Here is a 21,694-nt window from a genome sequence, read left to right as displayed (position 1 = left end):
AGTGTGCATCAAAGCCGTGCAAGCAATGCCAAAGGCTTCAGCAACGAGGGGAATTATTGAATCCAGCTTGTGGTATTGCTGGTAGTGCTTGCACGGTATGATGAGAATCCCGTGAATCCGGGATTCTCATTGGAGAACAATCAATTAAGAATCTGTGGTGGTAAAACCAATGGGGTGGGGTATCAGTCGTTGCTGACGTGCAATGCGGTTGTATTAAGAGCTGGCGGAATTAATACCCGGATGGGTCGCTGACTGACGCTGAATTCAATGGTGCTTTCGGCTTCGATATCGCGATTGCGGAAATAATCGCCGTCGACCTGAAGTGGATAGGCCTTGTCGTGCAACGTGCAAGCGATTTGCTTACCGCTGAAATACTGCATGGGAAGGTTTGCGGGTTTTTGTTGCAGAATGCGCATGGCTTTGACCAATTCATGCTGCGGCCGGGCACCCGGCAGAAAACCGGCGACCAATTCATTTTTGGATGGATCGGCGCTCGGCACAAGTTGCAGGTTTTTCGCATACGCCGAATTGTTGGCCACGATGACATACCCGGAACCATGGTCGATGACTTGCTCGCCATCGACACTCACCGAGACAGTAGGGTGATGCAGTGAACACAGCGCTTTCAGTCCATGCCAAAGGTAAATCGAATCATTGAGAGGGCCTTTTCGTTTGCCGATGTTTTTGACCGTTAAAGAATCCAATCCCATCGAAGCCATATGAAAAAAAGGTTTCTCGCCGCGAATGCCCTTGCCGCTGATCAAACCATAAAACTGCTGCAAGCAAACTCCGGAAGCGATGGCCTGGAGCAAATCATCCGCTGCGGTGCTCATGGCGTAGGAACGTGCAAACAGCGACTCGTTTCCGCCCGGTATGGCATACACCGGTGTGGTTGTTTTATTAAGCGGGTCCAATAACTTCCGGATGGTGCCGTCACCGCCCACCACCACGACCAGATCACTGGCCGCGATGTTATCCACGATGCGGGTATAGCCCTTCATTTTTTTCTCGGAGGGACAGATTTCAGCATGCTTGCCTTGTTGAGAGAGCGCTGCTGCCATTTGATGCGCGAGCGATTCCGTATTGCCAGCGCTGGATATCGGATTAAAAATGATCAGGATTTTTTCCGGCGCGGGTATTTTAAGGAGCAGCGGATTGGGTTGAAACAAATGACTGTCGTTCATGGATGAAATGTGCGGGTTAATTCCAGCGTGTCTGTTTAAATTCACGATAATTCAACCGGGGTGATATTGACCTCCGACCAGATTTGATTGCACCATGACTGTTCAACGGGCGGCATACCGTCCTTGATCCATTGCACCAGATGTTTGGCCGTGTTTGGGTAAGTGACACGGATCGCTTTGGTTTCATAGAGCCATGGTTCAATACGTCTGGCATCGACGGTTTGCATCATCTGCCCATAACCCAGCAGGCTGAGCGCTGCTGCATTAGAAGCTTGTTCCATCTGTGCATGCACGGGTTTTACCAGGATTTTTTTGCCTAATTGCAACGCTTCGCTGGCCAATTCAAAGCCGGCATTGCAGATGATGCCCGCGCAATCCGACAAATCCTGCTGAAATCCGGTCAACGATAAGGGTTTGCAATGGATATGCGCATGATGCGAAGGCGATGCTTCCGGAGAATAGATGAAGAACTCGAAATTTTTGAAGCGTGCGAACAGTTGGATGATGTGCTGCTGATCTTCAAACGGCAGATAAACGACAATTTTGTTTTTTTGAATCCGCTCGGGAATAAAAGGCGTCTCAATCACCGGCGGTAGAATGGGCTGATCGAAATGGTGCCAATGCAAGCCGATGCTTAAATCCACCGGCGCGAATTTTTTCAGTACGATTTCGGAAACCGGATCATTGCCTGCGCGCGGTATGTCATGTTGGAAAGCGTATTGATGACAGATACCGACGGTTTTTTTGTTTTGCCTGCGCGCTGCCCAAGCGGTTATCGGCTCAAAATCGCAAATGACCAGATCGTAAGCACTCAAATCCAGCTGCCGGATATCCTTGAGAAAATTGAGCGGTTTGGATTGCAATACGGTTTTCAGGTGATTGATTTTGCCTTTGTTGGTAGCGAATGTCAGTCCTTCGCGCCACTGATGGCCGTTGAAAACTTCCATAGCGAAAAACTTGTCCTGCGGCCTGCCAGTGAACAAATAATTGACTTCGAGATTCGCTGCTTGCAACTCACGCGCCATGATACGGCCACGCGTGATATGGCCATTTCCTGTTCCTTGGATGCCGTAAAAAATTTTCATGGTGCTCCAGTTCCTTAATGGATATCTGCGATGGTGATTTGAAACCTGGATGTGTCAGGGTTTTATTAAATCGGGCAGAGTGTAGCAAGCTGTCATGACAGAAAAATGACAGTTTGGTGGATTACATCGGGCGTGCTGAAGGGCCGGAAAACTTAGAAAATTGCAGACAATCGCTGCTTATACGACGGTGATATCGCGGCCAAGTATTCGTAGTGAAAGTTTGGAAATTCTGGGATTAGAATGGAAATCGCGCATAGTCATGCCATTGCCATATACATCCAGAAGATTGCCATGCGGATCCACCAGATGTTCACGTAAATAGCTTTCTTGCGTAAATCCGAGCGCCAAAGCATTTTTCTGGGAAAAGGCATTGTGCGCATAAACATGGGCGATCAGTTTGTTTAATTTCACTCGGTTGAATACATAGTCCAGAACCAGTAAGGTCGCTTCAAGCGCAATGCCGCGGGTGCGATCTTCAGAGTCCGGCAATCCGATCAAAAACTCCGCCCGGCGATGCGATAAATTGATGTCGACGAGATTGGCGATACCGGCCGGTTGACCGGTGTTTTTGCGGAAAATGACCCAGTCGGCGGATTTTGTCTGGCAAGGATGCAACGCTTGCGTCTGACGCAATTTTTCGGCTAATTCATCGGCCGGTTGATGGCGCGGAATGTATTGATTGTACAACGTCATGAAGTCATTATTTTGGTGGCAGTACCGCAAGTAAGCAGCGTCTTGTGCTTCGTAACGGCGTAGGAATAATTTCTTTCCTTCTAGCGGTTCCAGCCAGCAGGAATCGACTTCCGCAAGATTGTTGCGCGCCTGATTGAAGTTGGGGGTAAGCTGTAATGCTTTATGAAATTGGACTCTGGCTTCATCAATTCTTCCCAGGTTCTTTAAAGCCTGTCCCAAATTATTGCAGGCCTCCGAATAATCACTCTGCAATTCGATTGCTTGCTGATAGCAGGGAATTGCTTCCGCGGCTTGGTTCATTTTTTGCAGCGCATTGCCCAGGTTATTGAGCGCATGCGGATACTGCGGACGCAATTGGAGCGCCTGGCGGAAACGCTCTACTGCTTTCTCATGGCGGTTTTGCACCATCAACGCATTACCCAATACATTGAGCACTTCGGCTTGATTGGCATTGATGGCGAGCGAGCGCTCGCAATAACTGATGGCTTCTTCGATCGAACCTTGTTCCCATAACGCATTGGCATAATTGCCGATAAAATCGGCGCGCGCGGGCGCTAGGGTGATCGCTGTGCGGAAATTATCGTTCGCTTGCGCATACCGCTTGGTTTGGGCATAAATAATCGCGAGCAGATGTAGTGTATCGGGCTGATCCGGCAGTGCGGCAAGAATTTGGCGGCAAACCGCTTCCGCTTCGGAAAACTGTCCGGATTGCTGATGGCGGACAGCACGTTGCAGGGCTTCGGAAATTTGTCGCATGGAGAAATTTTGAGTCAAAAAAGCATGGTCGCGGTGATTTCTTTGACGTTCAAGCAGCGCCACCTAATTACGATGGCGCTGCTTGAACGATACAGCTTAGGTATTAGAGAACTGGAAAAAACTGTTCGTCAAAACTTGATACGCCGACAACTAACGGTGTCGCCAGAGAAAATCCAGCACTATCAGCTGTCGTGAAATTGAGTGTAGTGTCATCACTGATTCCCGCGTAATTATTTCCGGCGGTATCGGTGATCGCGCTGGCATCAATTTCAATATGGTAAGTCGTATTGGGAACCAAATCGGCTGCCGAATCAATAATGATTTGATTGCCGCCGAATTTACTGCTGCTGAAAGTAACCTGACTGGAATCATTGATTGAAATCGTCCGTGTATCTGAATCACTGCTGATCACAATGTGACCGATTGCCGGTTTTATCGCCTCGTTGAAATAGAGGGCGATGTTGTCACCCACTGCAACATCGCTGGCATTATCCACCGGTGAACTGCTAGTCAACAGAGGGTTGCTAGGTATCGTCGTAAAGTTAAGCGACGTATCGTCACTGATACCACCATAAGGATTGCCGATTAAGTCGGTAATGGCGCCACTATCGATTCTAATGCTGTAGTCAGTGTTAGGGACCAAATCAGTTGCTGGATTGATGATGACAGCCGTGTAACCATCGAATGTGACTTGGCTGCGGTCATTGATCGAAATGGTGCGTGTATCGGAACCGTTACTGATGATGATATTGCCGCTGCTGCCAGGCTTAACCGGTTCATTGAAATAGAGTTCGATATTCCGATCAATTTGGAAATCGATGGAATCGTCACCAGGAATGCTGCCATCGAGACGAGGTTCGCCCGTGATGGTGGTGAAATCAAGCGCGGTGTCATCGCTGATACCGGCGTAGGCATGATCGGTCAAATCGGTGATCGCGCCGCTATCGATCTTGATATTGTAATGCGTGTCGGGAATCAGATCGGCTAGCGGATTAATGACGACTCTATTGGAATTATCAAAACTGACCTGACTGGCATCATTGATGGCGATGGTGCGTGTATCGGAACCATTGCTGATGATGATATTGCCGTTGCTGCCGGACTTAACCTGCTCATTAAAATAGAGTTCAATATTTCTATCCACTTGGAAACCGGTGGAATCATCCCAAGGATTACTTCCGGTTAGCCGAGGTTCGCTCGTGGTTGTGGAGAAATCGAGCGTGGTCTCGTCGCTGATTCCGGCGTAAGGGTTACCATCCAGATCGGTGATAGCGCCGTTGTCGATCTTGATGCTGTAATGCGTATTGGGGATCAGATCGGTAGTTGGATTGATAATTACGCTATTGTAACCATCGAATGCAACTTGGCTGCTGTCACTGATCGAGATGGTACGTGTATCGGAACCGTTGCTGATAATGATGTTACCACTGCCACTACTCTTAATTGCCTGATTGAAGGACAAAGCGATATTCTGGTCAACCTGGAAATCCGTGAACCCATCCCAAGGATTGCTCCAGGATAAACGTGGTTCGGTGGTGACGGTGGAGAAGTTGAGCGTGGTGTCGTCGCTGATTCCGGCGTAAGGATTACCGGTCAGATCGATGATGGCGCCGTTGTCGATTTTGATGCTGTAGTTAGTGTTGGGAATCAGATCGGCAGTCGGATCGATGGTTATCATCTTACTTCCGCTAAAAGTGACTTGGCTGGCATCATTAATCGCAATGGTGCGTGTATCGGAGCCATTACTAAGAACGATATTGCCGCCGCTACCGACTTTAACCTCTTCATTGAAGGATAACTGAATGTTACTGTCAACTGGAAAATCGGTGGAATTGTCTCCAGGATTGCTACCAGATAGACGAGGTTCGCTCGTAATTGTCGAAAAATCGAGTGTGGTTTCATCACTGATACCGGCATAAGCATTGCCATCCAAATCGGTAATGGCGCCGTTGTCGATCTTGATGCTGTAATGGGTGTTGGGGACCAGATCGGTTGTTGGATTGATGATTACACCACTATAACCGTCAAAAGTGACTTGGCTGGCATCACTAATAGCGATTGTACGTGTATCGGAACCATTGCTGATATTGATATTGCCGCTACCGCCAGACTTAACCTGTTCATTAAAATAGAGTTCAATATTTTTATCCACTTGGAACCCGGTGGAATCATCCCAAGGATTACTTCCGGTTAATCGAGGCTCGCCTGTGACTGTAGAAAAATCAAGCGATGTGTCGTCACTGATTCCAGTGTAAGGGTTACCCTCCAGGTCGGTGATGGCGCCGCTATCGATCTTGATACTGTAATGAGTATTGGGGGTCAGATCGGCAGTTGGATTAATGGCAACTCTATTGGAATTATCAAAGCTGACTTGACTGGCATCATTAATAGCGATGGTGCGTGTATCGGAACCATTGTTGATAATGATATTGCCGCCACTGCCAGACTTAACCTGCTCATTAAAAAAGAGTTCAATATTTTTATCTACTTGGAAACCGGTGGAATCATCACTAGGATAGCTGCCATTCAGCTGAGGCTCGGTCGTGACTGTAGAGAAATCAAGTGTCGTATCGTTGCTGATTCCAGTGTAAGGGTTATCCTCCAGGTCGGTGATGGCACCGCTATCGATCTTGATACTGTAATGGGTATTGGGAACCAGATTGGTTGTTGGATTAATGATTACATTCGCAAAACCATCAAATATTACTTGGCTGCTGTCATTGATCGAGATGGTGCGCGTATCCGAGCCGTTGCTGATGATAACATTGCCGGTACCCGGTTTAATTGCCTCATCGAAGGATAACTCGATATTGCTGTCCACTTGAAAATCGGTGAAATCGTCCCACGGATTGCTCCAAGATAAAAGTGGACCAGACCCCACCGTATTAAAGCTCAGCGCATCACTGATTCCTTCCCAAGCATTACCTGATGTATCGGTAACCACACCAGCGGCAATCTGGATGCTATAGGTAGAATTAAGAATCAGATCTTCTGTAGGATTGATGGTGATCATGCCGCCATTGGCGGTGCCGAGTCCGGTGAAGTTATTGATAGCTACTTGGCCGGCATCGTCAATTGCGATGCTTCGGGTATCAGTTCCGTTGCTGATGATGATGTTGCCGGTCCCTGCCATGATTTCTTCATTGAAAACCAAGGTGATATTGTCATTGGCCTTGAATAGCTGCCCGTCAAATGGCCAACTCCAATTTAGAGCCGGTGGAACGGTATCGGCAATTGTTGTAAAGTTGAGCGTTGATGAGTCACTCATTCCAGTGTAAGGGTTTCCGGATAGATCGGCTAGTACGCCACTGGCCATTTCGACATGGTAAGCGGTGTTGGGCACCAGGTTGGCACTGGGATTAATGGTGACCTTGCTGCCGCTAAATATCACCTGGTTGCTATCATCGACAGCAATGAGGCGAGTATCCGTGCCGTTAGTAACAATGATATTACCGGATCCCGGTACGACTACTTCGTTGAAATGTAAAACAATATTATCATTAACAGGAACTGCCGCAGAGTCATCAGCAGGTTCGGAAAATAATAGAGCGGGTGGATCCGTGTCCAGAAATGCAGGTTCAAGTGTGAATTTGAGCGTCGCGCCCAGGCTTCCGCCATGACCATCCACAATGTCATAGCTTAATTCGACATCGCCGGAAAAATTGCTTTCCGGGGTGAAGATCCAGCCGGTTGCGGTTTCTGTCAGCGTACCATGAGTAACCAACAGATTCTTGATTGTTATTTCATCCTTATCGGCATCAGTGAAACCCTTCAGCAAATCGCTTGTTAGGATTTCATAGCCGGTGTTTTCCGTTCCATTCGGCAGAATGGCAGTCGTTCCGGTCAGTTCCGGCGCATGATTCAGTCCGTTGAGTGTCACTGTTGCCTTAGCCCAGCTCAGCGGGCTATTGCCTTGACCGACCTTCATGGCGTAGATAAAGGTATCGGTTAAGCTCTCGCCGGTTGATAGATCTTTAAGTTTTGCTTGCAATTCCGGTGTAATAACGTAAGAAACGGTACCAAATTTGGTGATCGAAATCTGCGCGCCTAGCTCGCTATAGTTAATCGCGTCGTAATTATCACGGGTCAACAAATCGCTGGGTTCGTTCCAGGTACCGCTGCCTTCGTCCAGAGACCATAATACTTTTAATAAGCCACCTTGATCATTTGCCAGCACATTAAGTATGAAGCTGTCACGGTTGTTGTTTAAATCCGTGAAACTGTCATTCTGAGCTTTGGAATTTTGCTCAAATGAATTTGCTTTCTGATTCGCCGAATTAGCAGCCATCGTGCTTTCTCCCTGAAAGGTGGTAGTAACTATTTGTCTCATTAGGATAAACTATTGCATTCATTAAAATGCCGCGGCAGTATACCCTAAATTAAATATCAGTTACTGTGAGAAAAATCACTTTTAAAATTAATTAATTTGAGTGATTAGTTAATTTGGATTATGAGATAATTTTGCGAAGCGTAAAGTTAACGCGGATGTGAAGAAGCAACAGCGCTTTTGATCAACTGTTATCTTGGCTTTCTCAATCTGCCGGACAAAGAATTTTGCAGCTGGCTGGATAAGGTTGCTGTGGCTACGCGGGTTGCAGCCATTGCTGAATTTGTTCGCGCTGCAGGGCGTACCAGCGTTTGCCTATATCCAGCGCTTTTTGCTGTACGACCGCGTTATTGGCGGAATCCATGTGATCCGGCATGTCATAATCTTTCAAGTGGTGATTGATGTATAGCACTTGATCGCCTAATATTTCCGCGGTTGTTTTCACATTGGTCTTCATCTTTTCTCGGAGTATGATCGATGCAATGCCTTGCGCTGACCATTGCACGCCACCGTATCCGCAAGCTTTCGTACCGTTGATTGCAAAACTGCGCCAGCCGGAGCCGATCGAAAGCAGTTTGATATGATGCTGACGCCAACAGCGTTGCGCGTAGAGATAAGCATTGAATCCGGGATTATTCATGCCGACACCGCCATCGATGCGCCAGCCGCCATCCTGCATTTGCACCGGCGGGTAATACGATGGCGCGGCCGTGCAGGCATCAGCGATTTCGCTGAGTAAAAAATCCGGCTCGCTGTCATTGGTGAAAATTTCCAGCTGATCCTGATTGAGATTGAAGCAGGGAATAAAAATCTGTTTGCTGAGCGACGATAGTTTCAAATCACCCAGTTCCTGTTGCAACGTCAGTTTTTTCGGAATGCCTTGATACTTCGGGCGAACTTGCAATTTGTTCAATAAACGGCCGAACCGGTGTTCCGACATTATTTTTTCCAGCAATTTTTCTTGCACAACTTTTTCGATTATGCGCTTTGCGCTCAATTGCCGTCCTAGGATCAAGCAGGTGATCAATCCGCCTGAAGAAGAACCGGCAATTAGATCGAACAAATCGTACGTGGCAACGCCGGTATCTTCTTCCAGGCAGGCCAATACGCTTAACTGAATCAGCAAATGGCTGCCGCCGCCGTCCAGGCTTAGAATGGTTTTAATTGGCAGTGAGTGTTTCAAATGAATCAAGCTGCTCTTTTACTGGCCAGCAATTCTGCGTGCACGAGATTTTTGTGCTGCTCAAACCGCTCAGCCCAAAAAACCAGTTCCAGCGAACCATCGAGATGCTCCAACAGGGTAGAACAGCTTTCCACCCAATCGCCGTCGTTGCAATACAGCACTGAATTGATTTCCCGCAGTTCCGCGTGATGGATATGACCGCATACAACACCATCGACACCGCGATCCTTGGCCAAATGCGCCAGTGCGTCTTCAAAACTGCTGATATAACTGACCGCGTTCTTCACTTTCAGCTTCAAGTAGGCTGCGAGCGACCAGTAGGAATAACCGAAGAATTTGCGCAACCGATTGATGTAGTGATTCATATCCAGTAGGGTATCGTAGGCGATATTGCCCAGTTTAGCGAGCCAGCGGCTGTTTTTAACGATCATGTCGAACTCGTCGCCGTGCATGACCAGCAGTTTCTTACCATCCGTGGTGGTATGCACGTAATCCTGGTGAATCTCGACGTTGCCGAAGACGTGACCGATACAATCGCGCAACGCTTCATCGTGATTGCCCGGCACATAAATCACTTTGGTGCCGTGCTTGGCTTTACCCAGGATGGAGCGGATCACATTAGTGTGATGTTGCGGCCAGTAGGGGCTCTTTTTAATGCTCCAGAAATCAACGATATCACCGACCAGGAAGAGATAATCGGTTTCAACCGAGTGCAGAAAATGCAGCAATGCTTCCGCCTGGCAACCGCGAAACCCGAGATGCACATCCGAAATCCAAACACTGCGTACCTTGATGGGGGCTTTATTCTTAATCATAAATGCCTTTTTAAATGGATTGGTGATGGCAGTGCAGCATAAAGCGATTTTGTTAAGCTTCTTTGAAGCATTTGTTAAATATTGATGAAATCTTTGTGAAAAAAGAGAAAGAGGGCCGTTTTTGCAGTGATTCTTTGCTGCAAATGAAATGATTCGAGTAACATGGGCTTTTTATCGCAACCGGGACTCCGGCAACACTTTCTTAATCAACAATGCGCGCGCCATCCAGGATTCAACAACCATTTCCGGAACTCGAACAGATTGAAACCATTCTGCAAGAAGGCAATGCGGCGTATCTGCACCACCAAGTGCTGTGCCAAGTGCCGTATGGTGCTGCTGAGTTGCCGGTGTATGCGTTGACGCTCGGTAATCGTGCGCCGGATGTGCCATGCGTGGCGTATGTCGGCGGGATTCATGGCTTAGAGCGTATCGGCACGCAAGTTGTCATCGCGTTCCTGGAAGGTTTGCTGGAGCGCTTGAAGTGGGACCGGGTTTTGGCCGAGATTTTGCAACGCGTGCGCATTCATTTTCTACCCCTCGTCAATCCGGCCGGCATGCTGAATAAAACCCGCGCGAACGGGCAGGGTGTCGATTTGATGCGCAACGCGCCGGTCGATAGTCAGGAAAAAACCATCCTGCTCGCTGGTGGGCACCGGATTTCATCCGCTTTGCCGTGGTATCGCGGAAAAACCAATGAACCCATGCAACCCGAAGCGCAAGCACTGTGCGATTTCATCACGCAGGAAGTCTTGCCCGCGCCATTCAGCCTCGTGCTCGACTGCCATTCCGGTTTCGGTTTCCGCAATCAGATCTGGTTTCCTTATGCCCGCAGCCGCTGCGAGCCGATCAAACATTTGAAGGAAGTCTGCTATTTGCGCAACCTGTTCATGCAAACCTATCCGCACCAGGACTATTTATTTGAACCGCAATCGCAGCACTATCTGGTGCATGGCGACTTGTGGGATTTTTTGTATTTAGAGTCATTGAAACAGAACAATGTTTTTCTGCCATTGACGCTGGAAATGGGATCGTGGCGCTGGATCCGCAAGAATCCGCTGCAGCTGCGTCAATTGCTTGGCCTGTATCACCCGATCAAACCGCACCGTCTGAATCGTGTGCTGAGAAGCCATTTGATCCTGATGGAATTTTTGCTGCACGCCACGCTGTCATACCAAAATTGGATCAATCAAAGTGACGCGGAAAAACTGGAACAACAGGCGCTGGCGCTGTGGTATCCATGAACCATCCGCCGCATTTCGTGTTGCTGCGCGGCTTATGGCGCGAAGCGCGGCATTGGGGAAAATTTACCGATCAACTGCAACAACAATTTCCTGCTGCGCTGATCAGCACACCGGATATTCCCGGCAATGGCTTGCGTAATCATGAAATTAGCCCGGACACCATCGCCGCTATGACCGGCGCGTTGCACCAGCAAATCAATTCAACTCAACCAATCCGGCTGATTGCTTTGTCGATGGGCGGCATGATGGCCATCGATTGGATGACGCGCTATCCCGCCGAAATTGAAGCCGCAGTGTTGATCAATACCAGTGCGAGACCACTATCACCGTTTTACCACCGTTTACGCTGGACAGCTTATCCGCATGTTCTGCCGCTGATTCTTCATTCTGCTGCGCAAAGAGAATCGGGCATTCTGCGATTGACTTCCAACCGTCATCAACACGATAAAAAATTGCTCGAATCCTGGCAGCAATGGCAACGGCAAAACCCGGTAACGCCCGCCAGTGCCAGAAACCAATTCCTCGCTGCCATGAAATTTTTAGTCACCACAAAACCGCAGCAACCGCTATTGGTCGTCGCCAGTCGAGCAGACCGGTTGGTCGATTACCGCTGTAGCCGTAAGCTGGCGCAAACTTGGGGTGCTGACTATATTGAACATGAATCCGCCGGGCATGATTTGCCGCTGGATGAACCGGAGTGGTTGGCTCAAAACATCAGGCATTGGTTCGATACAGCGATAAGCGAGCTATCCAGCCAATAGCAACGAGTGAACCCTATGCGTATTCTATATTCTATGTGTAAAATAGAGTGCAACCATACACATGGAGGTATGATGAGAACCAATATTGTTATTGACGACGAACTGATGAATGAAGTCATCAAGCTGACCGGCGCAAAGACCAAAAAAGAAGCCGTAGAACTCGGCCTGTTAACTTTGATAAGAATAAAAAAACAAGAAGAGATCAAGCGGCATCGGGGTAAACTGGAATGGGATGGTAATCTCGATGAGATGAGAACTGATTGATGGTATTGGTCGACACCGGTGTATGGGTGGATTTTTTCAACGGCAAAATTAGCAGTCAGACCGAAAAACTCGATCATTATCTGTCCAGCACGGTGATCATCGTTGGAGATTTAATTCTGGCTGAAGTGCTGCAAGGATTTAGAAGCGACAAAGATTACCAAATAGCAAAATCACTACTGACAGAGCTTGAACTCGTGCAAATTTGCAATAGTGATTTGGCAATTAAATCGGCCCAAAACTATCGCACGCTCAGAAAGCAAGGCATTACCATCAGAAAAACCATCGATTGCCTCATCGCCACGTACTGCATCGAAACCAAAACACCTTTGCTTTTCTCAGATCGTGATTTTGTCCCATATGTTGACAATCTGAGGCTGAAAGATGCGTCGGTTTTGTGACTTTTAACGTCAATATTTCACTGGAATGATTTGTTAGAGAATCTTAGGCTAACTGTCATTTTCTTGTCACATTAATCCTATATCTTCATCAGCATACAATTCCCGTAATGGAGTCGGTTTTATGTTGGATGTCGATGCGATGTTGAAAGATTATTTTCCAGGCACGGATACGCAAAGCGACAAGCCGCTGATGAAAGCGGCTTCTTCGTTTTTGAAGAAGTTACTGCATCAGGATGAGATCAATCGTTTCATCGAGACGCATCGGCATTTGGAGGGATTGGAATTTAACGATGCGGTGCTGGAGCATTTCAATTTTTCGTTTCAGGTTTCCAGTAAAGACCGGGCGCGTATTCCCGATCAGCGGCGGGTGTTGATTGTAGCCAATCATCCGCTCGGCTCCTTGGATGGTTTGGCGCTGTTGAAGCTGGTGTCGGAGATTCGCGCCGATGTGAAGATTGTGGCGACGAGCTTGCTGGATTGTATTGATCCACTGAAAAGTCTGTTTTTGCCGGTGGATAATTTTTCCAAAGTTGCGCAGCACCGTGACAACATGAATCAGATTATCGAGGCATTGGAAGCTGAACAAGCGGTGATTGTGTTTCCCACCGGTGAAGTATCGCGTATTTCCCCGCTGGGCGTGCGTGACGGCAAGTGGAAATCCGGTTTTATTTCGCTGGCCAAGAAAACCAAAGCGCCGATTGTACCGGTTCATATCGGTGGTAAAAATTCCGCGATGTTTTACGGTCTATCCAGTATCTACAGACCGCTTGGCACGATGATGCTGGTCAATGAAATGTTCAATAAGCAAGGCGGTGAGGTTTCGTTCCGTATCGGCAAGCCGATTCCATGGGAATCGATTGCGGCAATGGATTTGTCTAAAAAGGCTGTGGCGAAACTGATGCGCAAGCAGGTTTATTTACTGGGCGAAAGGAAGAAGAAAGAGCTGTTCAAACCGATTGAAAACATAATTCACCCCGTTCGCACCAAGTTAATCCGCAAGGAGTTAAAAGCCTCCCAACTCATCGGGAAAACCCAGGATGGCAAGCATATTTATCTGTTTGACTACATGCCGAATTCCAGCGTGATGCGTGAAATCGGCCGTTTACGCGAATTATCTTTCCGTCAGGTGCAGGAAGGCACCGGCAACACACTAGATATCGACAGCTATGACCGTTATTACCGTCATTTGATATTGTGGGACGAAGACGAACTGGAGATTATCGGTTCGTATCGTATCGGTGAAGCGGCAAAAATTCTCAAAGCACGCGGTGCGGATGGGTTGTACACGCATAGCTTGTTCAAATTCACCCCGGCATTTCTGCCGTATCTGGAACATTCGATAGAACTTGGGCGCAGTTTCATTCAACCGCGCTACCAGAACAAACGCAGCCTGGATTATTTGTGGTACGGCATTGGCGCTTATCTGTATAAGCACCCGGAAATTCGCTATATGACCGGACCGGTGTCGATGAGCACTGCGCTACCGGAAGCGGCTCAGCAGACGATTGCAAATTTCTATCAGCAACTGTGCGGCAATGACAATCAGTTGGCCGCGCCCAGGCTTCCGTTTCAATTCAATGCAGCAGCGGATTTCGCAAGGTTTGGCAAAGCTACCGATGAAACGGGATACAAGCAAGCGTATGCACTGTTGAAAGAAAAGTTGGATGCGGCCGGGGTTAAAGTGCCGGTTCTGTATAAGCAGTACGTGGAATTATGCGAGCCGGGCGGTTGCGAGTTCCTCGGTTTTAATATCGATCCGCAATTTTCCAACTGTGTGGACGCGCTAATTTTGGTGCATGTCGGCGCCATCAAGGAAAAGAAACATCAACGCTATATTGAGAGCCACGAAGCCGCCATACTAAAGCGAAATTCCGCATAGCGGTTCGATTGATACTTGCGATTGTTTATGGATGATGTACGGAAACTTGATTGCATCCGTTTGATTTAGCACGATCGACCGCTTCCGTTGCGGCTTTCAATAGATCGGAGAAGCCATCGGATGTTTTGAACTGCAGTTCGGCAACGCCCAGACTTGCAGTGACATGGATGCCAGAAGGTTGCAGGTGCTCGATGGATTGGCGTATTTTTTCGGCGATCATTGCCGCACCAGCAAGATCACAATGTGGCAGCAGCAAGGCGAATTCTTCCTCACCATAACGTGACGCGATATCTTCTCTGCGAATGGATCCGGTGAGTGTCGCAGCAACTTCTTTTAATACTTTATCCCCGCTAGCGAGACCGAAGTTATCATTGATGGTTTTGAACCGGTCGATGTCGGCCACGATCAAGCTGCATGGAATGCTGTGCCGGGCGGCTTCACGCAATTTTGACGGCGCCGTCTCCAGCAGAAAATGGCGATTGTATAAACCGGTGAGCGGATCTTTCATCGCCAGCTCGTGCATCCGGTTCTGCTGAGTGATTGCTTTATTGAGCAGTTTCTTATGGCTGATCAGCGTGTTGATTCGCGCCAGCAATTCTTCCTGGATGAGTGGCTTACTGACGTAGTCATTCACACCGGAACGCAGCAGCTCAACTTTACGCGTAACATCGTCCAGAACCGAGAAAACCAGTAGCGGCACATCCTTTTTATCATTCTCAAGATTGCGGATCGCTTTGACAATACCGTGGCCATTGAGCTTTCCTTTCAATAAAGTGTCGGCTAACACCAGATCATAATCATTGTCTTGCAACGCCAGCAATCCTTTTTCACCACTACTGAAATGATCTACCGTATAACCGCATTCGGTGAGCAATGTAGTCACCGCGCTTGCCATGGATGTGCTGTCTTCAAGATACAAAATACGACCGCTCATGGCCTTGTTGCATCGTTTTCTCGAGAACTGCACGGTGTAGCTGGTGATTTTATCCAGTTCGTGCTTGGAAAATATTTCTGTTACCCCGGCTGAAAATGCTTCGTCCTGAAATTCCTTATTGTCGTTTGCGGTAATCATCACCAGCGGAATTTGCCGGGTACGGGAATCGGCGCGGAGTTGCGACGAAAACATTGGGCCATCCATATCCTGCAGATGGGTCGCGATAAATACCAGATCAAAAGATTGTTGTTTGAGCAGAATCAATGCTTCGTTGCCGGTTGAAACCTGCCGGGTTCCGAGTCCGCCTGATTCAATCGCGGTTGAGAGAAGTTTTTGATAAGTCCTGGATGGTTCAACAATCAATCCTTCCATATTCTTGCGCTCCTTGTTACCCGAATGGGCCGGTGTTGGTTGAATCGAACATGCCGCAAATAAAAGTGAACTATATAGCGACATAACTCTCGATTCTTTGAGCGGAGCTGCTGGAAAGACGCTGGGCGTTAGGGAAGCGATAATCGTTTTTTGAGGCTGCGCGCCGGTTTTATCAATAACGACAGGCTGAATACCAGTGCGCTGAATAACACGATGGTTGTGCCGGAAGGCACGTTAAGAATATAGCTGAGATACATGCCGGTTACGCCGGTTATCGCACCCAAGAACATGGAATAAATGATCATTTTGCTAAAGCTATCGGTCAACATTCTCGCCGTGACCGCAGGTGCAATGAGTGTGGCAGCAACCATGGTGACGCCAACTACATTCAAGGATGCAATCACGGAAAGTGTCAGTAACAAGGAAAATAGCAATTGGACCGGCGCCGTTTTGATACCGGATACCTGCGCCGCTTCGCTATCAAATGTGGAGAAGAGTAGTGCGCGGTAGCTAAAGAACATTGTAATCAGTGTGATACAAGTAACCAATCCAATGATCATTAAATCTTCACCGGTGATGCCGAGGATGTTGCCGAATAATACCGCTTCGAAGTTCTGCTTGAAATTACGCATTTTGCTGACAATCGCCACACCAAGCGCAAACATGGCGGTTGTGACTATACCGATAGCGGCATCGAGTTTGATTTTATTATTTTTTGTAATTTTGTTGATGATCAGCGCCGCGAGCAGCCCCATTGCACATGCACCCGTATAAAAATTCAAATTCAGGGTGATACCAACGATTGCGCCGCCAATTGCCGCATGCGATAGTCCATGACCGACATAGCTCATGCCGCGCAGCACGACATAAACGCCGATCAGTCCACTGGATGCGCCGATCATGAAGGCCGCGAGCAAGGCATGACGAAAAAATTCATACTCAAGCGGTTCAAGCAGAAACTCCATTACTGATTATCGCCGTTGAAATTGAGCGGTGTGCTGTTGGCGATGAGTAAGTGACCTTGGTACTTTACGATGACAATATCACCGCCGTAAGTCCGGGTCATGATTTCATTCGTGAAAATGTCGCGCGGGCGGCCTTGCGCCACAATTCCCCGGTTAAAACAGATAATCCATGGCAGGTGAGAGGCCACTGCGTTCAGGTCATGCGTCGTCAGAATGATGCTGATGCCTTCCCGGTTGATGTCGCTCAATAAATGCAATACCTCATGTTGCGTCTTGATATCCACGCCGGAAGTCGGTTCATCGAGTATCAGCAGTTTGGGATTGTTGATCAACGCGCGCGCCAGAAATGCACGCTGCCGCTGGCCGCCCGATATATCGCTAATATGATGCTGTAAACAATTGTCGATGTTCAATCGATGTGCAAGATCGCGCACGCGTGCGTGTTCCTGCCCACTGAGCCAGGGCCAAATACGGCCATTGGTGTATAACCCCATCGTAATTACTTCTGCGACGGTTACCGGGAAATTCCAGTCGACACTGCCCAGTTGCGGCACATAGCCGATGGCGCCCGGCTTTACTTTATTTGCAGGTGTGCTGTCATGCAATTGTACTTTGCCCGCGTGCGCTGAATGCAAGCCCAAAATAATTTTAAGCAGCGTGGTTTTACCGCTGGCTGTGGGACCGACGATGCCGACAAATTGACCTGCGGCGATTTCCAGCGAAAGGTTATCGAATACGATATTGTGCTCATAGCCAGCGGTGACGCCGGTTAATTTGACCGCATGGTGTACTTGCGGATCAGAAGGGAATGTTGCTGGCATCGATGTTAGCCACGCATGTTGGGTTTCCGCCAAGCGCTTCGGTCATGATGGTCATATTATGGACCATCATGCCAATAAACGAATGGTTAGGCGCGGCAGGCAATGCGTCGTCGGACAATTGATCGACAAATTTGGCTTTTGATTCACGTGCGATTTGCGCCATCACCTTGCTGGGAAAAACTTCCGAACCGAAGATCGCGGGTACGCCGGATTCTCTGATTTGCTTAATGATGCTGATGACTTCCTGCGGGCCCGGTTCTGAAAAATCGGAAGGTTGTATGGCCGCGATTACGGTCATGCCGTAGCGTGGCGCAAAATAAGCAAAAGAATCATGATAGGTGACGAGTTTACGGTTGTTTTCCGGAATGCTCTCAACACACTTGAAAATCGCCTGATCGAGTTTTTGCAGTTTGGCCAGATAGATTGCTGCGTTTTGCTGATAGCTTGCCGTATTGACTGGATCCATCGCGATCAATTGATCCTTGACGATTTCCGCGTAGCGCATCACTAATGCAATATTGAGCCATAAATGCGGATTCGGATGCCCTTGTTCACGCGGAAAACTGAAATCGTACTGCCATTCCGCTTCGGTCAATGCCCGGTTACCTAATTGGAGAATGAGTGTGGCAGGATTTTTTACTTTATTGGCCAGATTCAGTGTTGGCGACTCCAGATCAAGACCATTCACAATAATGATGCTGGCTGCTTGCAGTGTTTTTACATCGGAAGGGAGGGGTTCAAAAGTGTGAGAATCGGTTCCGTCCGGAACGATTCCGGTTACTTTGACATGGCTTCCGCCAATATTCTGCACAATATTCGTAATCGGTGAAACGGTGGTCACGATATTCAATTTTCCATCAACCGCAAATACTGGCGCCGAATGTGAAAGCATCAGCGCGAACCCGTATAGAAGCAGTCTGGCGATTCGATCCATTAATTTTTTCATTGTGAAATTTTCCTTTGTACTTACGCTATAGCAAGATAATATGAAAAAAAATCAATTTATCATACATTCTTAGATCCTGAGCCAGTTTATAGATATATCACATTAGTGCATGAAAACGAGCAGTTTTTCGAGGAAAAATGTGTGGAGAAGAGAACAAAACTAATTTTTACATTGAAACGGCAGAGTTTCCGTAACAGTATTTTGTTATTGGCATGGATGCCTTTCTCAATCGATGCAGCAGGCGTTCCGACACTTAAGGAAATGATTATACGTGCTAATTTGCGCGAGTTGATCGGCACTGCGAATTCCGCCAGTGAGGGTACAGTCCTAAAGCAGCAACTCGATTCGCGTACCGTTTATCGCCCGGGAGAATTGCTGGAAACCGTGCCCGGCTTGATCGTTACGCAGCATAGCGGTGAAGGCAAAGCCAATCAATATTTCTTACGTGGATTTAATCTCGATCATGGCACAGACTTACGCATTACCGTGGACGGCATGCTGGTCAATCAGCGCTCGCATGGGCATGGACAGGGCTGGTCGGATACCAATTTCATCATTCCAGAATTGAGTGGTAATGTGCAGTACGTAAAAGGACCTTATTATGCCAATCAAGGCGATTTTTCCTCAGCCGGTGCAGTCAGCATGAGCTACGTTGACAAGTTGCCGAAAGGCATCGCCAGCTACGGCTTGGGTCAGCAAGGATTTATGCGCGGATTGATAGCAAAATCGCATGAGACCGGCAAAGGTCATGTTTTATATGCCCTGGAGCTGCTGACCAAAGACGGTCCCTGGATTAAGAATGAAGATTTCAAAAAATTTAATGCAGTGTTGCGCTATAGTCAGGATAGTGGCCCGACCAAGTTTAATGTGACGGCAATGGGATATGGCGGAAAATGGAATTCCACTGATCAGATTCCGCTCCGGGGCGTTGTGAATGGCTACGTTCCAAGGCTGGGGGCGATCGATCCCAGTGATGGCGGTGAATCGCATCGCTTCAGCCTTTCGGGTGCATTGCAACATGTGAGCCGGTTGGGTACCACGCAATTAAATCTCTATACCGTACACAGTAATCTGGCGCTATTTTCAAATTTTACCTATTTTCTCGATGATCCCGTCAACGGTGATCAATTCTCTCAAATCGATAAGCGCTTCCAGTCTGCGCTGAATATCAATCATCTCTGGATCAACAAAATCGGCGGGCTCGAAATCGAAAATACAGCCGGAGTGCAGTTGCAAAATGACGTGATCGACAATGGATTGCTCAGTACGAAGCAGCGTCAGACATTATCAACTACTCGAAGAGATCATATAAATGAAAATAGTGTAGGCATATACTATCAAAACAGTATTCAATGGTTGGAGAAATTCCGTACCGTGGCCGGTGTACGTTCGGATTACTACTGGTTCGATGTCGACAGCAGCCTCAATGTTAATTCGGGCAAACGCTATGACAGCATGACCAATCCAAAACTCAGCCTGATTTTTGGACCGTGGGCGCAAACCGAATTCTATGTTAATTACGGTAGCGGGTTTCATAGCAACGACGCACGCGGCACGACGGCTACCGTTGATCCCAAATCCGGCGATCCGGTGAATAGGGTCAACCCGCTGGTGCGTTCGACAGGCTATGAAGCCGGTGTGCGTACCGGGATTATTCCCGGATTGCAAGCATCTTTGGCTGTATTTCGCTTGGATCTGGATTCGGAGTTATTATTTGTCGGCGATGCCGGCACTACCGAAGCCAGTCGCCCAAGTCGGCGGGAGGGGTTTGAAATCTCAGCGTTTTATATGCCGTCCGATTGGCTAACGATCGACCTGGATTATGCTCTGGCGCGTGCACATTTTAGTGATCCCGACCCGAGTGGCGACCATATACCGGGGGCGATCAGAGGCGCCGGCAAGCTGGCGGTATCGGTGGACAACATCGGGCGGTTGTTTGGTAACATGCAGTGGCGGTATTTTGGCAAGCGCTCGTTGATTGAAGATAACAGCGTGCAATCGAATCATACAATTACGTTGAATGGGCAGATCGGCTACAAAATCGGCAAAAATGTGCAAGTAGCCGTGCAAGGATTTAATCTGTTGAATTCCAAAGCCCATGCAATCGATTATTATTATGCATCAAGGCTACCGGGTGAACCTGCCGCCGGTGTGAAGGACTTACACTTTCATCCCATAGAAAGCCGTTCAATTCGTGTTAATCTGGTGGCAAACTTTTAATTACCGGAATCTGGCCGTCATAGACTCTGGCCGGTGAAAATTCAAGGAAATGTTATGGAACGGTTTACTATTTCAATGGATGATCAATTGTTTAAGCAATTTGATAAGGTATCCCAAGCACGCGGTTATGATAATCGGTCGGAAGCAATCCGCGACCTGGTGCGAGATTACCTTGAATCCACCCGCTTGGAAAAAGACAACAAAGGCTATTGCATTGCCACACTCAGCTACATTTATAATCACCATGAAAGAGATTTAGCCAGTCAAGTAACCTCCGCATACCACCATCATCATGATTTAACGCTGTCGAGCATGCATGTGCATATGGATCACGATAATTGCCTTGAGGTTGCGATTCTGCGTGGCACCATTCAAGATGTCAGGCTTTTTGCACACCAGGTGATCGCCACCAACGGAGTACGGCATGGCAAGCTGCATATCGTTCCGCTCGAGCAGAAACAAGAGCCGCATTCCCATTCCGTCACTTCGCATACGCATAGCAGTCCGATGACTTAAAAATAACATCGATTGCGCGCCGGACAATAAAAAGCCCCGCTCAGTGGCGGGGCTTAAATTCAGGATTCTCTTAGGTGTAAGAATTCCTGGCGTTGTTTACAGTATTCAGGAGAATACTGTAGATGAAGATACACAAACGCACTCGCTTAATATTATTGGATCGCCAGGAGATTTGGCAGCTATATCAAACCCGGCTGTGGAAGGTAGCGCATTTTGCGGAACGCTTCCAGGTCAGCCGTCCAACGATTTATGACGTACTGAAACGAGCCAGGCTACAGGAATTTGTCCCGCGTAATAGTACCAACCAACGGTTCAAGACGTTGCAGTACGGCCT

18 protein-coding genes are annotated in these 21,694 nt (G+C 48.1%); 8 read left to right on the top strand and 10 right to left on the bottom strand.

The window, feature by feature from the left end:
- Positions 1-182 precede the first annotated feature (182 nt).
- From BLU57_RS08580 to BLU57_RS08555, 6 genes are all read right to left on the bottom strand, one after another.
- Complete coding sequence (locus BLU57_RS08580; protein WP_256206217.1) at positions 183-1,229, bottom strand: diacylglycerol/lipid kinase family protein; 1,047 nt, start codon at positions 1,227-1,229, stop codon at positions 183-185.
- Positions 1,226-2,269 carry an MJ1255/VC2487 family glycosyltransferase gene (locus BLU57_RS08575; protein WP_090319236.1) on the bottom strand — a complete coding sequence of 348 codons (1,044 nt, stop codon included), beginning with the start codon at positions 2,267-2,269 and terminating at the stop codon, positions 1,226-1,228. Before BLU57_RS08575 ends, BLU57_RS08580 begins: the two co-directional genes overlap by 4 nt.
- A 177-nt stretch (positions 2,270-2,446) precedes the next feature.
- Positions 2,447-3,718 carry a GNAT family N-acetyltransferase gene (locus tag BLU57_RS08570; RefSeq protein ID WP_143026954.1) on the bottom strand — a complete coding sequence of 424 codons (1,272 nt, stop codon included), beginning with the start codon at positions 3,716-3,718 and terminating at the stop codon, positions 2,447-2,449.
- A 103-nt stretch (positions 3,719-3,821) separates the two neighbouring features.
- On the bottom strand, positions 3,822-8,006 hold the full coding sequence (locus BLU57_RS08565; protein ID WP_176776400.1) for an Ig-like domain-containing protein: 4,185 nt from the start codon (positions 8,004-8,006) through the stop codon (positions 3,822-3,824).
- Positions 8,007-8,301: 295 nt separating this feature from the next.
- Positions 8,302-9,228: a patatin-like phospholipase family protein gene (locus BLU57_RS08560; RefSeq protein ID WP_090319366.1), complete on the bottom strand. Its 927-nt coding sequence runs from the start codon at positions 9,226-9,228 to the stop codon at positions 8,302-8,304.
- A gap of 5 nt (positions 9,229-9,233) precedes the next feature.
- Positions 9,234-10,043 carry a UDP-2,3-diacylglucosamine diphosphatase gene (locus tag BLU57_RS08555; protein WP_090319227.1) on the bottom strand — a complete coding sequence of 270 codons (810 nt, stop codon included), beginning with the start codon at positions 10,041-10,043 and terminating at the stop codon, positions 9,234-9,236.
- Between the two features lie 212 nt (positions 10,044-10,255).
- Between BLU57_RS08555 and BLU57_RS08550 the strand changes: the two genes are divergently transcribed.
- The 5 genes from BLU57_RS08550 to BLU57_RS08530 all read left to right on the top strand — a co-directional run bounded on the left by BLU57_RS08550 (position 10,256) and on the right by BLU57_RS08530 (position 14,586).
- Positions 10,256-11,284 carry a M14 family zinc carboxypeptidase gene (locus BLU57_RS08550; protein WP_090319224.1) on the top strand — a complete coding sequence of 343 codons (1,029 nt, stop codon included), beginning with the start codon at positions 10,256-10,258 and terminating at the stop codon, positions 11,282-11,284.
- A complete protein-coding gene (locus BLU57_RS08545) occupies positions 11,281-12,045 on the top strand; it encodes an alpha/beta fold hydrolase (RefSeq protein WP_090319222.1) in 765 nt (254 codons plus the stop codon). Before BLU57_RS08550 ends, BLU57_RS08545 begins: the two co-directional genes overlap by 4 nt.
- 69 nt (positions 12,046-12,114) lie before the next feature.
- Positions 12,115-12,309 (top strand): type II toxin-antitoxin system VapB family antitoxin, encoded by a 195-nt coding sequence (locus tag BLU57_RS08540; protein WP_256206216.1) that lies wholly within the window; start codon positions 12,115-12,117, stop codon positions 12,307-12,309.
- Complete coding sequence (gene vapC, locus BLU57_RS08535) at positions 12,309-12,707, top strand: type II toxin-antitoxin system VapC family toxin (RefSeq protein WP_090319216.1); 399 nt, start codon at positions 12,309-12,311, stop codon at positions 12,705-12,707. Before BLU57_RS08540 ends, vapC begins: the two co-directional genes overlap by 1 nt.
- Positions 12,708-12,828: 121 nt before the next feature.
- Positions 12,829-14,586 (top strand): bifunctional ornithine lipid synthase OlsF, encoded by a 1,758-nt coding sequence (locus BLU57_RS08530; RefSeq protein WP_090319213.1) that lies wholly within the window; start codon positions 12,829-12,831, stop codon positions 14,584-14,586.
- Positions 14,587-14,611: 25 nt separating this feature from the next.
- On the opposite strand, the gene BLU57_RS08525 is transcribed toward BLU57_RS08530, so the two are convergent.
- Genes BLU57_RS08525 through BLU57_RS08510 form a run of 4 tightly spaced genes read right to left on the bottom strand, consistent with a single transcriptional unit; the run spans position 14,612 to position 18,624 of the window.
- Complete coding sequence (locus BLU57_RS08525; protein WP_090319210.1) at positions 14,612-15,976, bottom strand: diguanylate cyclase; 1,365 nt, start codon at positions 15,974-15,976, stop codon at positions 14,612-14,614.
- Positions 15,977-16,020: 44 nt separating this feature from the next.
- Positions 16,021-16,857, bottom strand: coding sequence for a metal ABC transporter permease (locus BLU57_RS08520; protein WP_090319208.1), 837 nt, complete (start codon positions 16,855-16,857; stop codon positions 16,021-16,023).
- A complete protein-coding gene (locus BLU57_RS08515) occupies positions 16,857-17,678 on the bottom strand; it encodes a metal ABC transporter ATP-binding protein (RefSeq protein WP_090319204.1) in 822 nt (273 codons plus the stop codon). The genes BLU57_RS08520 and BLU57_RS08515 overlap by 1 nt, the downstream gene beginning before the upstream one ends.
- Complete coding sequence (locus BLU57_RS08510; protein WP_218131657.1) at positions 17,656-18,624, bottom strand: metal ABC transporter substrate-binding protein; 969 nt, start codon at positions 18,622-18,624, stop codon at positions 17,656-17,658. Before BLU57_RS08510 ends, BLU57_RS08515 begins: the two co-directional genes overlap by 23 nt.
- A 141-nt stretch (positions 18,625-18,765) precedes the next feature.
- Between BLU57_RS08510 and BLU57_RS08505 the strand changes: the two genes are divergently transcribed.
- The 3 genes from BLU57_RS08505 to BLU57_RS08495 all read left to right on the top strand — a co-directional run.
- Entirely contained in the window at positions 18,766-20,844 is a 2,079-nt protein-coding gene (locus tag BLU57_RS08505) for a TonB-dependent receptor (protein WP_256206215.1), read from the top strand.
- Positions 20,845-20,898: 54 nt separating this feature from the next.
- Positions 20,899-21,360 carry a nickel-responsive transcriptional regulator NikR gene (gene nikR / locus BLU57_RS08500; RefSeq protein ID WP_090319201.1) on the top strand — a complete coding sequence of 154 codons (462 nt, stop codon included), beginning with the start codon at positions 20,899-20,901 and terminating at the stop codon, positions 21,358-21,360.
- A gap of 122 nt (positions 21,361-21,482) precedes the next feature.
- Positions 21,483-21,694, top strand: a 212-nt coding sequence (locus BLU57_RS08495; RefSeq protein ID WP_218131656.1) for a hypothetical protein, incomplete at its 3' end; no start/stop codon positions are given.

Source organism: Nitrosomonas oligotropha (assembly GCF_900106555.1).
GTDB classification, from domain to species: domain Bacteria; phylum Pseudomonadota; class Gammaproteobacteria; order Burkholderiales; family Nitrosomonadaceae; genus Nitrosomonas; species Nitrosomonas oligotropha_A.
Note: the sequence above shows the minus strand (reverse complement) of the source record. Positions and strands in the feature narration are given on the sequence as shown.

What these genes read in the sequence shown, in the direction of transcription:
- BLU57_RS08575 (WP_090319236.1), bottom strand. Translation starts at nt 2,269, where the DNA reads ATGAAAATTTTTTACGGCATCCAAGGAACAGGAAATGGCCATATCACG.
- BLU57_RS08555 (WP_090319227.1), bottom strand. Translation starts at nt 10,043, where the DNA reads ATGATTAAGAATAAAGCCCCCATCAAGGTACGCAGTGTTTGGATTTCG.
- BLU57_RS08540 (WP_256206216.1), top strand. Translation starts at nt 12,115, where the DNA reads ATGATGAGAACCAATATTGTTATTGACGACGAACTGATGAATGAAGTC.
- BLU57_RS08525 (WP_090319210.1), bottom strand. Translation starts at nt 15,976, where the DNA reads ATGTCGCTATATAGTTCACTTTTATTTGCGGCATGTTCGATTCAACCA.
- BLU57_RS08530 (WP_090319213.1), top strand. Translation starts at nt 12,829, where the DNA reads ATGTTGGATGTCGATGCGATGTTGAAAGATTATTTTCCAGGCACGGAT.
- nikR (WP_090319201.1), top strand. Translation starts at nt 20,899, where the DNA reads ATGGAACGGTTTACTATTTCAATGGATGATCAATTGTTTAAGCAATTT.
- BLU57_RS08570 (WP_143026954.1), bottom strand. Translation starts at nt 3,718, where the DNA reads ATGCGACAAATTTCCGAAGCCCTGCAACGTGCTGTCCGCCATCAGCAA.
- BLU57_RS08550 (WP_090319224.1), top strand. Translation starts at nt 10,256, where the DNA reads ATGCGCGCGCCATCCAGGATTCAACAACCATTTCCGGAACTCGAACAG.
- BLU57_RS08520 (WP_090319208.1), bottom strand. Translation starts at nt 16,857, where the DNA reads ATGGAGTTTCTGCTTGAACCGCTTGAGTATGAATTTTTTCGTCATGCC.
- BLU57_RS08510 (WP_218131657.1), bottom strand. Translation starts at nt 18,624, where the DNA reads ATGAAAAAATTAATGGATCGAATCGCCAGACTGCTTCTATACGGGTTC.
- BLU57_RS08565 (WP_176776400.1), bottom strand. Translation starts at nt 8,006, where the DNA reads ATGGCTGCTAATTCGGCGAATCAGAAAGCAAATTCATTTGAGCAAAAT.
- vapC (WP_090319216.1), top strand. Translation starts at nt 12,309, where the DNA reads ATGGTATTGGTCGACACCGGTGTATGGGTGGATTTTTTCAACGGCAAA.
- BLU57_RS08515 (WP_090319204.1), bottom strand. Translation starts at nt 17,678, where the DNA reads ATGCCAGCAACATTCCCTTCTGATCCGCAAGTACACCATGCGGTCAAA.
- BLU57_RS08545 (WP_090319222.1), top strand. Translation starts at nt 11,281, where the DNA reads ATGAACCATCCGCCGCATTTCGTGTTGCTGCGCGGCTTATGGCGCGAA.